Below are 14862 nucleotides of genomic sequence, written 5' to 3' on the forward strand. Positions count from 1 at the left end.
CGTGCCCTTCACCCAACGGCTCATCGTCGCCCTGGTCCTAGCAACGGCCACAGCCGCGTTCGCCGCACCGACCGGCACCGCACAGCAGGCCGCCGGCTCGGCGCAGTGCGCTAACCGCGAGACCCCGCCGCCCCCGGTGGACACGTCGGAGCAGCCCGCGCCCGGTCAGAAGGCGCCGACCCCGCTCGAGGTGCCGGACAAGCCCGTCGGTGGCGACCGGCTCGGCGAGTGCGGCCTGATCCTCCCGCCGAACTCGGCCCAGCCGCCGAGCGGCATCACCGCGGCCTCGTGGCTCCTCGCGGACATGGACAGCGGCGCCGTCATCGCCGCGTACGACCCGCACGGCCGTCAGCGCCCGGCGAGCGTCATCAAGGTTCTGCTCGCGATGGTGGTCGCCAAGGAGCTGCGCGGCGACCTCGTCGTCACCGCCTCCGCCGAGGACACGCAGCAGGAGTGCACCTGCGTGGGCCTCAAGGACGGCGGCCAGTACACGGTCCGTCAGCTGCTGCAGGGCCTGCTGCTCACCTCGGGCAACGACGTGGCGCACACGCTGGCCCGTCAGCTCGGCGGCGTGCCGAACGCGCTGCGCAAGATGAACGCCATGGCCAAGGAGCTCGGCGCCCTCGACACCCGCGCCGTCACCCCGTCCGGCCTGGACGCCCCCGGCACCAGCACCTCCGCCTACGACGTCGGCCTGATCTTCCGCGGCGCGATGAAGTACGAGGAGTTCGCGCAGACGATCAAACTGCAGCAGGCGCAGTTCCCCGGCCGCAACGGCGGCACGATCATGCTGACGAACGACAACCGCCTGCTCGCGAACTACCAGGGCGCGATCGGCGGCAAGACCGGCTTCACCGACGACTCGCAGCACACGTACGTGGGCGCCGCCGAACGCAACGGCCGCCGCCTCGTCGTCGTCCTGCTGCGCGGCCAGGTGCAGCCCACGCACATCACCGCCCAGGCCGCGAAGCTGCTCGACTACGGCTTCGCCATGGGTCCCGGCGGTGTCGGCAAGCTCGTGGACGGCGCCCCGCAGCCGAAGCCGAACGTCGTCCCCACCCAGAGCAACGACGACAAGCAGGACGACGTGGCCGCCGTCGACTCCCGCACGGGCCGCCCGACGCCGACGGCGTTCGGCACCGTCGGCCTTCCGATCACGGCGGTGGCGGGCATCGGCCTGCTCGCCGGTGTGTTCCTCTACATCCGCAACAAGCGGGCCAAGGCGGCACGGGCACGCCGTCAGGCCGCACAGGCGGCACAGGGCGTCTGAGCCGCCACGAAGGGCACGCTACGAGCCTCCAGCACCAACGCTGGGGGCTCGTTCGCGTTCCGGGACCATCACGGCGGTGAGCGCGAGGACACCGGCGATCAGCACCATCGACGCCAGCACCGCCGCGGACGTGCCGAACCGGAAGAACACCGCGCCCAGCAACGCCACCCCGGCCGTCGCGCCGAGCTGCTGCACCGCGTTCAGCAGCCCCGAAGCCCACCCGGTCTCCTCCGGCGCCGCGACGGACAGCGCGTTGCCGAAGAACGGCACGGTGAACACCCCGAGGCCGAACCCCGCGACCAGCAACGGCACCGCCGTGAACGACACCGCGATCCCCGCCAGACCGGCCAGCACCAGAACGAGGCCGAGGCGCATCACCCGGTTCCCGAACCTCGGCACGAGCACGGATCCCGCGATCCACGAACCGAGCGCGAGTCCCGCAGACCACGGCAGCAGCGTCACAGCGGCACCGGTCGGCGTCTTGCCTTCGCGCAGCTGGAGGAACAGCACGAGCACGAACACCAGGCCGTTCATCACCGCGAAGAAGAGCAGCGACCCGGCCAGCGACGCGGGAAACACCCTGCCGCGCAACAGTCCGCCCAACCGGGGCCTGCCCGGAGCGCGGTCTTCGCGGATCAACGGTGCCACCGCCAGCACGGCCAGTCCGAGCGGCACGTTGACCAGGAACACCGACCGCCAGCCCGCGGCGTCGGTCAGCAGACCGCCTGCCACCGGCCCGCACAACGCCGACAGCGCCATGACCGGCCCGATCGTCCCCAGCGCCCTGGCCACCTCGTCCTCGGCGAACATCGCGCGGATCAGGCCGAACGTCTGCGGGATGATCAGCGCGGCCGAGGCGCCCTGCACCACCCGCGCCGTCAGCAGCACCGCCACGTGCGGCGCCCACGCGCACAACACCGAGCACAGCACGAAAACGAGCATCCCGATCACGAACACCCGGCGGCGCCCGAAGACGTCTCCGAGCCGCCCGCCCGCGATCAGGAGCAGCCCGAACGGCAGCGTGTAGCCGTTGGTGAGCCACTGCAGCGCGGTGTCGCTCATCGGGTGGTCGGCGCGGGCGGCGGGCGCCGCGATCGGCATCACCGTGCTGTCGAACAGGTTCATCGCCTCGGCGAGCAGCAAGGCGCAGAGGGCCGGCCAGCGCCGGCGGTAGAGCTGTGTCATGTACGCGAAGCTAGGTATTCGCGACCAGAACATCCGCGAACATCGCGATAGTTGACGGATACTGCCATCCGTGACCCTCGACGATCTCGACCGAGCCGTGCTGCACGCGTTGCACATCGACGGCCGCGCCCAGTTCAACCACGTCGCGGCGGTGCTCGGCACGTCACCGCAGACCGTGGCCAGGCGCTACCGCAAGCTCAAGGAGAGCGGCGCGCTCCGGGTCGTCGGCATGGTCGACGCGCGGAAGGTCGGCCAGGTCGAGTGGTTCCTGCGACTGGGCTGCACGCCGGACGCGGCACTGAAGGTGGCGCAGGTGTTGGCGCGGCGCCCGGACACGTCGTGGGTGCAGCTCACCTCCGGCGGCACCGAGATCTCCTGTGTCATCCGGGCCGCCAACGCGCCGGAAGCCCTGCTGCTGCAACAACTTCCGAAGACACCGAAGGTCGTGTCGGTGTCCGCGCACTGCCTGCTGCGGTCGTTCGTCGGCGGTCCGGTCGGCTGGGCGGGCCGCGCGAGTGTGCTGACCGCGACCCAGATCGCCGAGCTCACGCCGTCCTTCGAACGCACGGAGGCCGAAGTGGACGAACGCCTGATGACCGCGCTGCGCCAGGACGGCCGCACGACGTTCGCCGACCTCGCCACGGCCACCGGGTGGTCCGAACCGACCGTGCGCCGCAGGGTCGCCCACCTGCGTGCCGCCGGAGTCCTCTACTTCGACGTCGACGTGGACCCGGTCGCCCTCGGCTTCACGGCGATGGCGGTGCTGTGGATGTCCGTGCGGCCCCAGCGGCTCGTGGCCGTCGCGGAAGCTCTGGCGCGCCAGCAGGAAGTCGCGCTGGCGGCGATCACGACCGGTCCGGCGAACGTGCTCGCGAAGGTCGTGTGCCGCGACATCGACGCGCTCTACACCTACCTGACCGAACGGGTCGCGACGATCGAGGGCATCGAGCGGATGGAGACCGCGCCGGTCATCCGCACCGTGAAACGGGCCGGGTGAAACGCAAGATCACCCGCGGCGGAAGTCGAACGTGTAGACGCCGTTCCCGCCGACCACCGCCAGTTCGGTGTCGCTGAGCCAGGCGCAGTCGGCTGCCTTGCCGTCGAGACGAAAGGAGGTGAGGCACTCCCAGCCGGAACTGTCGTAGATCCGCACGACCTGGTCTTCCGACACCAGAGCGACCAGTGAGCTGTCAGGCGTCCACGCAACTTCGACGTTGTGCGGGCTGAAGCCGCCGAAATCGGCTTCGCGGGTCCAGGTCTCGGTGTCCCACACCTGGATCCGGTCGCCGACGCCGAGGAGAAGTCTGCGGCCGTCCGGCGAGAACACCGCTCCCTCCGGAGAGCCGCCCACCGCAATCGTGGTGATGAGTTCGCCCGAGGCCGTGGAGAGCACGAAGAGTTCGGTGTTGAAGCCCACCGCGAGCAGATCTCCGGACGGTGCGACGCTCGCACCGAGAATCTCCGGCGGAAACGTCCTTCTCAGGAGCGGCAGGGAACGGCGGGGCCGCTCCGGTGCCGGGCGATCAGCCAGACGGATCGAGTCTCCGTCCACCACCACGTGTCTCGGTGGTCCCCACGTGTCGATGTTCCACAAGTACCAGTTGATGTAGTTGGTCGCGCAGATGTAGGGTCCGCCGGCGGTGATCGAGCTGAGGCCGAAGCCCTCCGGAGTCGTCAGCGTCTGTCCGGAGTGCCAGTTGTTCACGTCGCACAAGACGATCCCGCTGGGCATGTCGACGAGCAGTTGCTTGCCACCTCGGATCGAGATGAGGTCGTCGGCCCGCGAGGCGAACTCCAGTTCCGTGTTGGGCCTTGTGCGGGCAAGATGCCAGATGATCGTGCTCTTCTGCGTCGAGAACGCGAACCAGCCGCCATCAGTGGAGGCCGCACAGGAGAACGCACCAGCCTGCTGCGTTCGCCCCGACGTGAGCGAGTGGTTCCACAGTCGTGCTGTTTTGTCGTCGCTCGTCGAGACGAGCGTGGAGCCGTCGGGGGAGAAGGCCAACGAGTTGATCTCTGAGCCGTGCGCGGCGATCTGCCGCGTCGGGCACCAGGTGGCGACGTCCCAGACGGTGATCATGCCGTGCTCGTCACCGGTGGCGAGCAGGTCGCCCCGAGGGGAGATCGCGGCAGTGGTCAGATCGACGTGATGGCGCAGCATCCGTACAGGACTGTCAGGCTGGGTCAGGTCGTGCAAGGCGAGGCTTTCGCTGCCGACGAGGATCACCCAGCGGTGACCTGGATCCACCACCACGCTTCTCTGGCGCCACGAGGTGGTTTTGGCAACCTGAAAGGACTTTCCGTTGTCCACGTTCCACAAGTGGATGGCGTCCTCGTCGACGCTCAGCAAGGTGGTGCCTGCCAGCGCGACGCAGCGATCGATCTCCTTGGGCACCTTGAACCGCCGCAGCCTCGCCTTGGTGGGCACGTCCCACACCGTCAGCTGCTTCCGGTCGTTCGCAGTGGCCAGCGTGCGGTTGTCCGCCATGAAGGCGAACTGCACCGACAGGCCTCCGCTGTCGAGGGTCGCGTGCAACGCCCACGTCTCGGTGTCGAAAACGTGCACCTCCGCGGCGGAGCCCTCGACTGCGAGCCACTTCCCGTTCGATGAGAGAGTGCCGTGGACGAACAGGCGCTGTTTGCTGGCGATCACCTGCAGCAGGCGACCGTTGTTCGGGTCCCACACGCGAATCGTGTTGTCGTTTCCGATGGTGGCGAGCCAATCTCCGTTCGGAGAGAACAGAGCGTCGTACACCTCGCTGCGGTGATCGAGCACCCTGCTCAACGCCAGGTCGGGCAGGTCCGGAAGAGGTGAGCTCGGCACGAGGCGAGGTACCTGCTCCGTTGCCGTCAAAGCGGCATCGCGCAGCTTGCTGAGCGCCGGGTACTGGACGAGACGATGAGCGAGGGCGTTGACCACGGCGTGCTCGGGGTCGGTCGGCGTGAGGGTGTGGCCGAGCTGGTCGAGGAACCGGGTCAGTTCACGGCTGTGCGGGCTGTCGACGAGCGCCACGTCCTCGGCGACCGCGACGGGGCCGAACCTGCGCAGCTTGCCGATGATCCACTCCGGCGCCTCGGCCAGTGCGGCCAGTTCCTCGGTGCGCCGGGCACCGGTGAGGTGGTAGGCGAGCGTGCGCCACAGGTGTTCCTGCTCGTAAGGAAGCTGCCACCACTCGGCAGAGCCCGCGGCGGCCGCGTCGAGGAACGCGTTGTGCAGCGCGGTGAGGCGGTCGTCCCCGCACTCGTGCCGCAGGTAGGAACGGATGACGTCGTGCAGGCGAATCCGGAGTCGCCCGGTCGCCAGCGAGAGGTCGACGACCTCCTCGCACAACCGGTCGGTCTCCTCGGACGACAGCCCCGCCGTGCGCTGCCAGAGCAACGCGATCAGGTCCTGCGGGATGTCGGTGTCCTCGGGGAAGATCGCGAGCTCGACCACTCGGTCCCGCCGGTCGCCGAGCAGGCTCAGTGACGACTCCAGCGTCGCGGCGACGGTCCGGTCCCGGCGGTCCTTGTCGGTGACGTCGAGTGCGGACGGGCCGAGTTTTTGCAGTCGTTGCAACAGCTTTCGCGCGGTTTCGACGACATCGGCGCCCTCGCGGTCCGCACGTCGCAGAGCGGCGTTCGTCAGGCTGAGGGCGAGCGGCCACCGCCCGGTGATGTCGAGCAGGGCGTCCCCGAGCGAGTCGGGCAGTCCGGTGATGCCGCTGTTGACCAGCGCACTCGCCTGGTCCGGCAGCATCTGGTTGACCTCGACGGCCTGCGCGTCGCCGGGCAGGACGTCGGAGAACCTCGTCGTCACCAGGAGCGTGCAGCCACGTCCCGCGTCGAGGAACGGGCGGAGCTGCTCCGCGGTCCAGACGTCGTCGACGACCAGCAGTGACTTGCCGCGCTCCTTCAGCAGGGCACCGAGGTGCATCCCCGCCTGCTCGGGCCGCGTGAGACCGGGGCTCTGGCCGTCGATGCGCTTGATGACGTCGTTGATCGTGTCGGCGAGAGCGGCACCGCGCATCTCCTGGCCGACGGTGACCCACCAGATGTTCTTGTCGAACATCGCCTTGACCTCGGGGTTCTGGCAGACCTCGTTGGCGAGTGTCGTCTTGCCGAACCCGCCGGCTCCCCAGAGCCCCGTCGTGATGGCGACCTTGCGCGACCTGGGGCTCAGCAGCAGCCGGACGATCTTCCCGGACAGTTCGGGACGCGCCACGACACCACTGGCCGACTGCACTGCGGGTGCGCCGAGAGGCTTGATCCGGCCTGACGAGGCCTGCCAGACGGCGAGCGCGATCCAGATGCCGGACAGCACCGCCAGCAGCGCGAAGATCGTCCAGCTCCACCCCGACGTCAGCACGTTGACGACGATCGCCACCGCGATGCTGATCACGGTGACTGCGGCCGCTGCCGATGTCTGCTTCGTCAACGTGGCTCCACAAGGGGGTCCGGTCGTGTACGTCCGAAAGACTTACCACGCGCAAAGCGAAGCGCCGCGCTCCTTGGCGGAACGCGGCGCTTCGAAACGAAGAACTCAGACGCGCTTGAACAGCAGCGCGCGCTTCACTTCCTGGATCGCCTTGGTGACCTGGATGCCACGCGGGCAGGCGTCGGTGCAGTTGAACGTCGTCCGGCACCGCCACACGCCGTCGATGTCGTTGAGGATGTCGAGCCGCTCCTCAGCGCCCTCGTCACGCGAGTCGAAGATGAACCGGTGCGCGTTCACGATCGCCGCCGGGCCGAAGTACGAGCCCTCGGTCCAGTAGACCGGGCACGACGTGGTGCAGCAGGCGCACAGGATGCACTTCGTGGTGTCGTCGAACCGCTCGCGGTCGGCGACCGACTGGATGCGCTCGCGCGTCGGCTCGTTGCCGTAGGTCACGAGGTACGGCTTGACCGCGCGGAACGCCTCGAAGAAGGGCTCCATGTCGACGAGCAGGTCCTTGTTCACCGGCAGGCCCTTGATGGGCTCGATGGTGATCGTGGTCTGCTTGTCGCCCGTCTGCAGCAGGTCCTTCAGCAAGACCTTGCACGCCAGGCGGTTCACGCCGTTGATGCGCATGGCGTCGGAACCGCAGATGCCGTGCGCGCAGGAGCGGCGGAACGTCAGCGTGCCGTCCACGTACCACTTGATGTAGTGGAGGAGGTTCAGCACGCGGTCCGACGGGAGGGCGGGGATGTCGAACGAGTCCCAGCGCGGCTCGTCGTCGAACTCCGGGTTGAACCGGCGGATCTTGACGGTGACCGTGACAGCGCCGTCCGGAACCGGCGGCTGGGAGCCGCGCGAGCCAGCAGTGGTTTCAGCGGTGGCGGTCATCAGTACTTGCGCTCCATCGGCTTGTACCGGGTAAAGGTGACGGGCTTGTAGTCGAGGCGGATGTCCGCGGCAAGACCCTCGCCCTGCTTGTAGAACATGCTGTGCCGCATGAAGTTCGTGTCGTCGCGGTTCGGGTAGTCCTCGCGGGCGTGACCGCCGCGGGACTCCTTGCGCGCCAGGGCGCCGACGACCAGGACCTCTGCCAGCTCCAGCAGGAAGCCGAGCTCGACGGCCTCCAGCAAGTCGGTGTTGAAGCGCTTGCCCTTGTCCTGCACGGAGATGTGGGCGTAACGCTCCTTGAGCGCCTGCACGTCGTGCAGCGCCTGCTTCAGCGTGTCCTCGGTGCGGTACACGGACGCGTTGGCGTCCATGGTGGCCTGCAGCTCGGTGCGGATGTCCGCCACGCGCTCCTGGCCGTGCTCCGACAGCGCCAGCGCGACCTGGGCCTCGACGGCCGCGGCCGGGTTCTCCGGCAGCTCGACGTGCTCGTCGCGGGACAGCGCGTACTCCGCGGCGGCGATGCCGGCGCGGCGGCCGAAGACGTTGATGTCCAGCAACGAGTTCGTGCCCAGGCGGTTCGCGCCGTGCACCGAGACGCACGCGCACTCACCGGCGGCGTAGAGGCCCGGAACGACGTTGTCGTTGTCCCGCAGCACTTCGCCGTGGATGTTCGTCGGGATGCCGCCCATCGCGTAGTGCGCGGTGGGGTACACCGGGACGGGCTCGACGACCGGGTCGACCGCGAGGTACGTCCGCGCGAACTCGGTGATGTCCGGCAGCTTCGTCTCCAGCACCTCGGCACCGAGGTGCGTGCAGTCGAGCAGCACGTAGTCCTTGTTCGGGCCGGCGCCACGGCCTTCCAGCACCTCGAGGGCCATCGAACGGGCCACGATGTCGCGCGGCGCCAGGTCCTTGATGGTCGGGGCGTAGCGCTCCATGAACCGCTCACCCGAGGCGTTGCGCAGGATCGCGCCCTCGCCGCGGGCACCCTCGGTCAGCAGGATGCCGAGACCCGCGAGGCCCGTCGGGTGGAACTGGTAGAACTCCATGTCCTCCAGGGGAAGGCCCTTGCGGAAGACGATGCCCATGCCGTCGCCGGTCAGCGTGTGGGCGTTCGACGTGGTCTTGAAGACCTTGCCGAAACCACCGGTCGCGAACACGACGGACTTGGCCTGGAAGACGTGGATCTCGCCGGTCGCGAGCTCGTACGCGACGGCGCCGGTGCAGACCGGACCGTTCTCCGTCTCGGTGAGGCAGATGTCGAGCACGTAGAACTCGTTGAAGAACTCGATGCCGTGCTTGACGCAGTTCTGGTACAGCGTCTGCAGGATCATGTGACCGGTGCGGTCCGCGGCGTAGCAGGCGCGGCGCACGGCGGCTTCACCGTGGTTGCGCGTGTGGCCGCCGAACCGGCGCTGGTCGATCTTGCCCTCGGGCGTGCGGTTGAACGGCAGGCCCATCTTCTCGAGGTCGAGAACGGCGTCGATGGCCTCCTTCGCCATGATCTCGGCGGCGTCCTGGTCGACCAGGTAGTCGCCGCCCTTGATCGTGTCGAAGGTGTGCCACTCCCAGTTGTCCTCCTCGACGTTGGCGAGGGCGGCGCACATGCCGCCCTGGGCCGCGCCGGTGTGCGAACGCGTGGGGTAGAGCTTGGTGAGCACCGCGGTGCGGGCGCGCTGGCCGGACTCGATCGCCGCGCGCATTCCGGCACCACCAGCGCCGATGATGACTACGTCGTACTTGTGGAACTGCATTGTGGTGGGCTCCCCGCGCGGGTCAGTTCGACGAGATGTTCGGGTCGAAGGTGAAGATCACGAACGTGCCGAGCGAGACGATCAGCACCATCGAGACGTAGAGCAGCATCTTCAACCAGAACCGGGTGGAGTCCTTGCGCGCGTAGTCGTTGATGACCGTCCGCACGCCGTTGCCGCCGTGGATCTGCGCGAGCCAGAGCATCGCGAGGTCCCAGAACTGCCAGAAGGGCGACGCCCAGCGGCCGGCGACGAAGCCGAAGTTGATCTTGTGAACACCGCCGTCGAGGATGTTCATGATGAACAGGTGGCCCAGGACCAGGACCACGAGCAGGAGGCCGGAGAGGCGCATGAACAGCCAGCTGTAGAGCTCGCCGTTGCTGCGGCGGGCCGCGGGGCGGCGCGGCTGGCGGGGCTTGTCGAGTGCGAGAGACATGGTCAGTGACCCCCAACCAGGTCGGAGATCGTGCGCTCCATCATGAAGTAGAAGCCGGGGATCATCACGACGACCCAGACGGCCAGCACGGTCCAGAGCATGACCCGCTGGTACTTGGCGCCCTTCTCCCAGAAGTCGACCAGCATGACCCGGATGCCGTTCAGCGCGTGGTAGAGCACCGCGCCGACGAGGCCGACCTCGAAGAGGTTCACGACCGGGTTCTTGTAGGTCTCGATCACCGCGTCGTACGCGTTCGGTGACACCCGCACGAGTGCGGTGTCGAGCACGTGGGTGAAGAGGAAGAAGAACGTGAGGACACCGGTGATCCGGTGGGCGACCCAGGACCACATGCCCAGATCACCGCGGTAGAGCGTCCCACCCCCTCGGGTGGTGCCCGACCGCTCGGGTGCGCCTGCGCTGGTCATGCGCCGCGGCCTCCAACGTCAGTGGTGGTGGTCGGTGAACAGTTCTGCCCGACCATGACCGGAAAATCCTAGTCCCGCACGTTGGAACCAACCCAGCAGGCGCACCCGCTCTGTGATCGATGAGACACGCTGTCGATCGGCCAAGCGGTCTTTATCGATCCCGAAATGCGGTCCACGCCACATCCGAAGTGCACGCGGGGAGCTTTCGTTCGCATGGAGCGCACGAAGGGGCCCCGCGTGCCGTCCGCGAAATGGAGGACGGCGGCCCAGGACCTCCGCCTTGGTCCGGGCCGCCGTCGTGGCAAGGGCACTTGCCGACCTGTACACGGCGGAGAGGGCGCGATCGGTTCAACGTCGGGTCGTCGGCGCGCGGAACTGGGCCGTTTGGACGACGATCAGTGACGGGGAAGCGGCCGAAGGGGACGTTTCGCCACGCGCCGAACACGAGTGATCACCAAAGGTGCGGCCAAAGCGTCGAATGCGTAACCGATAGGGGTCTTTGTAGGTGCTCGCCGCAACGTGTCTGGTTACTAAGAGGTACGGTGCGCCGTCTAGAACCCAACAACGTCGTTGGGGAGGAACCTCAGGGAGGAGACGAGCCGTGCGTCGTCGTATGCGTGGCGTCGCGGTCGCCGCGATCGCGCTCACCAGCGTGATGACTATGGCCGCCTGTGCGAAGGACTCGGGTGGCGGTAGCAACACCTCGAACAACGGCAGTGGTGCCGCTTGCGAGTACGCCACGCCTCCCACTGCGCCCGCCACCTCGAACACCAGCGCGGCCGCCGGTGACAAGGTGGACGGCAGTGCGCTGAAGGTCGGTCTGGCCTACGACATCGGTGGTCGTGGCGACGCGTCGTTCAACGACTCCGCCGCCGCCGGTCTGGACAAGGCCATCACGGACATGGGCATCAAGAAGGAGAACACGCGCGAGCTCTCCGCTGCCCCGAACGAGGACGAGGCGGCGAAGCAGACCCGTCTGCGCCAGCTCGCGTCCGAGGGCTTCAACCCGATCATCGGTGTCGGCTTCGCCTACGCCGAGTCGATGAAGCTCGTCGCCGCGGAGTTCCCGAACGTCAAGTTCGGCCTGGTCGACTCGGCCGTGGACGGTGCCACCAACGTCACGCCGCTGCTGTTCGCCGAGCAGGAGGGCTCCTTCCTCGCCGGTGTCATCGCCGCGTACCAGAGCAAGAAGTGCCACGTGGGCTTCGTCGGCGGCGTCGAGATCCCGCTGATCCAGAAGTTCGAGGCCGGCTACTTCCAGGGTGCCAAGGCCGCCGCGCCGAAGATCGAGATCGAGAAGAAGTACATCACCCCGGCCGGTGACTTCACCGGCTTCCAGGACGCCCCGAAGGGTCAGGAAGCCGCGAAGGGCCAGATCGACAAGGGCGCCGACGTGATCTACCAGGCCGCGGGCGCCTCCGGCAAGGGCATCTTCTCTGCCGCCAAGCAGGCCGGCGTGCTGGCGATCGGTGTCGACTCCGACCAGTACAACCAGGCGACCGTCGCCGACACCAAGGACGTCATCGTGTCGTCCATGCTCAAGCGCGTCGACGTCGCGGTCTACGACTACATCAGGGCCGTCGCCAAGAACGACCTCGCGTCGCTGCCGAAGGTCTTCGACCTGAAGGTGAACGGTGTCGGTTACGCCACGTCCGGTGGCAAGATCGACGCCAAGCTGCAGGGCATCCTCGAGGGCTACAAGGCCCAGATCATCGAGGGCAAGATCACGGTCAAGGACAAGCCGTAGTCCGCTGACCAAAGCACACACCGGGCCCTGTGAGGATTTGCCCCTCACAGGGCCTGGTGCGTCGTAGGAGGAGCCTCGACGATGAGCAGTTCCACGTCCGTACGGACGGACGATCCCCCCGCCGTGGTGCTCACCGGCATCACCAAGCGATTCCCCGGTGTGGTCGCCAACAGCGACGTCCACCTGACCGTCCGCCGTGGCGAGGTGCACGCGCTCTGCGGTGAGAACGGCGCCGGCAAGTCCACCCTGATGAAGATCCTCTACGGCATGCAGCCGCCGGACGAGGGCACCATCGAGGTGAACGGCGAGCAGGTGCGGTTCCGCACGCCGTCCGACGCCATCAAGGCCGGCATCGGCATGGTGCACCAGCACTTCATGCTCGCCGACAACCTCACCGTCCAGGAGAACGTGGTCCTGGGCGCCGAGGCTCTGCACGGCATCGGCCAGAAGGCCCGCAAGCGCATCATCGAGCTGTCCGGCAGGACTGGCCTCAACGTCGACCCCGGCGTCCTCGTCGAGCAGCTCGGCGTCGCGGACCGGCAGCGCGTCGAGATCCTCAAGGTGCTCTACCGCGGTGCCAAGGTGATCATCCTGGACGAGCCGACCGCCGTGCTCGTGCCGCAGGAGGTCAACGAGCTCTTCGACACCGTCCGCGGCATGCAGGCGCAGGGCTACACGTTCCTGTTCATCTCGCACAAGCTCGACGAGGTCCGCGCGATCGCGGACTCCGTCACGGTGATCCGCCGCGGCACGACCGTGGGCAGCGCGGACCCGAAGACCGTGTCGTCGCGCCAGCTCGCCGAGATGATGGTCGGCAGCGAGCTCCCCAGCCCGGAGACCCGCGAGTCCACCGTCACCGACACCGTCGTGCTCGACGTCAAGGGGTTGAAGTTGCTGACCCCCGACGGGTCGCGGCCGATCCTCGACGACATCGACCTGGTGGTCCGTTCCGGCGAGGTCGTCGGCATCGCCGGTGTCGAGGGCAACGGCCAGACCGAGCTCGTCGAGACGATCATGGGCATGCGCAAGGCCGGCAGCGGCACGATCACGTTGCAGGGCAACGACCTCACGAAGCTGGGCACGCTCGCCCGGCGCGAGGCGGGCATCGGCTACATCCCCGAGGACCGCCACCGCCACGGCCTGCTGCTCACGCAACCTCTCTGGTACAACCGGATTCTCGGCTACCAGACCCGCAAGCCGGCGTCCAAGGGCATCTGGCTCGACACCGACGGCGCCAAGAAGGACACCGAGCGGATCGTCACCGAGTTCGACGTGCGCACGCCCGGCATCGACGTGCCCGCGGCCGCGCTGTCCGGTGGCAACCAGCAGAAGCTCGTCGTCGGCCGGGAACTGTCCGGCGACCCGGTGCTGCTCATCGCGTCGCACCCGACCCGCGGTGTCGACGTCGGCGCGCAGGCGTTGATCTGGGACGAGATCAAGCGCGCCCGTGCCGCCGGTCTCGCCGTGCTGCTGATCTCCGCCGACCTGGACGAGCTGATCGGCCTGTCGGACACGATCAAGGTCATGCTGCGCGGCCGTCTGGTGGCCGACGCCGACCCGAGCACCGTCACGCCCGAGGACCTCGGCAGCGCGATGACGGGTGCGGGCAGCACGAGCGCGGCGGTCCAGGAGACCGCTGTCGTCGAGGAAGGCGAGAACTGATGGGAAACCTGCGCGGCAAACTCCTGCCGCCGGCGTTGGCGATCGTCTTCTCGATGCTGCTGTGCGGTGTGGCGCTGGTGATCTCCGGCGCGAACCCGTTCAGCGCGTTCGGTGCGATGGTGACGCAGGTCGGCAAGGGCTCGACGCTCGTCGACATCATCAACTCGACGGGCATCTACTACATCGCGGCGCTCGCGGTCGCGATCGGGTTCCAGATGAACCTGTTCAACATCGGTGTCGAGGGCCAGTACCGCGTCGCGGCCGTCGTCGCCGCGGTCGTCGGCGGCTCGATCGCGCTGCCGCCGGGCATCCACACGCTGGTGATCATCGTCGTGGGCGCGCTCGCCGGTGCCGCCTGGGCCGCGATTCCCGCGATCCTCAAGGTGACCCGCGGCGTGAACGAGGTCATCTCGACGATCATGATGAACGGCCTCGCGATCGGCCTGTCCGCCTACCTGATCCGCCGCGACGTCTTCGGTGAGCTGCGGGGCAACAACATCCGCACGCCGGAGATCCCGGAGAGCGGCTGGATGCCCGGCATCTCCTTCGGTGGCGGCGGCACGATGTTCGGCTTCCTGTTCGTGGCCATCGCCCTGGGCGTCGGCTACTGGATCATGATGAACCGCACCAGGTTCGGCTTCGAGCTGCGCGCGTCCGGCGAGTCCGCGACCGCCGCGTCGGCCGGTGGTGTCAACGCCAAGAAGATGATCCTGGTGTCGATGCTGCTCTCCGGCGCCATCGCGGGCCTCATCGGCCTGCCGGAGATGCTCGGCCGCGACCACACGTTCAGCCTGAACTTCACCGCGGGCATCGGTTTCTCGGGCATCGCGATCGCGCTGCTCGGCCGCAACCACCCCGGCGGCATCGCGTTCGGCGCGCTGCTGTGGGCGTTCCTCGACAAGTCGGGTCTCGCGCTCGACAACGTCGGTGTGCCAAGGGAGATCGTCACCATCATGCAGGGCTCGATCGTCCTGTCGGTCGTCGTCGCGTACGAGGTGGTGCGCCGCGTCGAGCTCGCCGCGGAACAGCGTCGCGTCGGCCGTGAGCTCGGAACTGTCGGAGGTGCCGCGTGATCACGACG

General features: G+C 68.0%; 11 protein-coding genes. 5 read left to right on the plus strand and 6 right to left on the minus strand.

The window, feature by feature from the left end; translation table 11 throughout:
- Position 1 precedes the first annotated feature (1 nt).
- Entirely contained in the window at positions 2 to 1270 is a 1269-nt protein-coding gene (locus tag AOM45_RS29920) for a D-alanyl-D-alanine carboxypeptidase family protein (protein WP_051784243.1), read from the plus strand.
- An 18-nt stretch (positions 1271 to 1288) separates the two neighbouring features.
- On the opposite strand, the gene AOM45_RS29925 is transcribed toward AOM45_RS29920, so the two are convergent.
- Positions 1289 to 2455 carry an MFS transporter gene (locus AOM45_RS29925; RefSeq protein ID WP_030470774.1) on the minus strand — a complete coding sequence of 389 codons (1167 nt, stop codon included), beginning with the start codon at positions 2453 to 2455 and terminating at the stop codon, positions 1289 to 1291.
- 70 nt (positions 2456 to 2525) lie between these two features.
- Between AOM45_RS29925 and AOM45_RS29930 the strand changes: the two genes are divergently transcribed.
- A complete protein-coding gene (locus AOM45_RS29930; protein ID WP_030470773.1) occupies positions 2526 to 3452 on the plus strand; it encodes an Lrp/AsnC family transcriptional regulator in 927 nt (308 codons plus the stop codon).
- 9 nt (positions 3453 to 3461) lie between these two features.
- Here the strand turns inward: AOM45_RS29930 and AOM45_RS29935 are convergent, their stop codons facing one another.
- The 5 genes from AOM45_RS29935 to sdhC form a co-directional block, all read right to left on the minus strand.
- Positions 3462 to 6872 carry an NB-ARC domain-containing protein gene (locus tag AOM45_RS29935; protein WP_081902470.1) on the minus strand — a complete coding sequence of 1137 codons (3411 nt, stop codon included), beginning with the start codon at positions 6870 to 6872 and terminating at the stop codon, positions 3462 to 3464.
- Between the two features lie 105 nt (positions 6873 to 6977).
- Positions 6978 to 7760, minus strand: coding sequence for a succinate dehydrogenase iron-sulfur subunit (locus AOM45_RS29940; RefSeq protein WP_030470771.1), 783 nt, complete (start codon positions 7758 to 7760; stop codon positions 6978 to 6980).
- Entirely contained in the window at positions 7760 to 9514 is a 1755-nt protein-coding gene (gene sdhA, locus AOM45_RS29945; RefSeq protein ID WP_030470770.1) for a succinate dehydrogenase flavoprotein subunit, read from the minus strand. Before sdhA ends, AOM45_RS29940 begins: the two co-directional genes overlap by 1 nt.
- A gap of 22 nt (positions 9515 to 9536) precedes the next feature.
- On the minus strand, positions 9537 to 9947 hold the full coding sequence (locus tag AOM45_RS29950) for a succinate dehydrogenase hydrophobic membrane anchor subunit (protein ID WP_030470769.1): 411 nt from the start codon (positions 9945 to 9947) through the stop codon (positions 9537 to 9539).
- 2 nt (positions 9948 to 9949) lie between these two features.
- On the minus strand, positions 9950 to 10372 hold the full coding sequence (gene sdhC, locus AOM45_RS29955; RefSeq protein WP_030470768.1) for a succinate dehydrogenase, cytochrome b556 subunit: 423 nt from the start codon (positions 10370 to 10372) through the stop codon (positions 9950 to 9952).
- Positions 10373 to 10985: 613 nt separating this feature from the next.
- Between sdhC and AOM45_RS29960 the strand changes: the two genes are divergently transcribed.
- From AOM45_RS29960 to AOM45_RS29970, 3 genes are all read left to right on the plus strand, one after another.
- The gene (locus AOM45_RS29960) at positions 10986 to 12119 is read left to right on the plus strand and encodes a BMP family lipoprotein (RefSeq protein ID WP_030470767.1); all 1134 of its coding nucleotides are present in this window, start codon (positions 10986 to 10988) and stop codon (positions 12117 to 12119) included.
- Between the two features lie 81 nt (positions 12120 to 12200).
- Positions 12201 to 13781, plus strand: coding sequence for an ABC transporter ATP-binding protein (locus AOM45_RS29965; RefSeq protein ID WP_030470766.1), 1581 nt, complete (start codon positions 12201 to 12203; stop codon positions 13779 to 13781).
- Positions 13781 to 14854 carry an ABC transporter permease gene (locus AOM45_RS29970; RefSeq protein WP_030470765.1) on the plus strand — a complete coding sequence of 358 codons (1074 nt, stop codon included), beginning with the start codon at positions 13781 to 13783 and terminating at the stop codon, positions 14852 to 14854. Before AOM45_RS29965 ends, AOM45_RS29970 begins: the two co-directional genes overlap by 1 nt.
- Positions 14855 to 14862: the final 8 nt, after the last annotated feature.

It is taken from the genome of Lentzea aerocolonigenes (genome assembly GCF_000974445.1).
In the GTDB taxonomy this organism is placed as follows: Bacteria; Actinomycetota; Actinomycetes; order Mycobacteriales; family Pseudonocardiaceae; genus Lentzea; species Lentzea aerocolonigenes.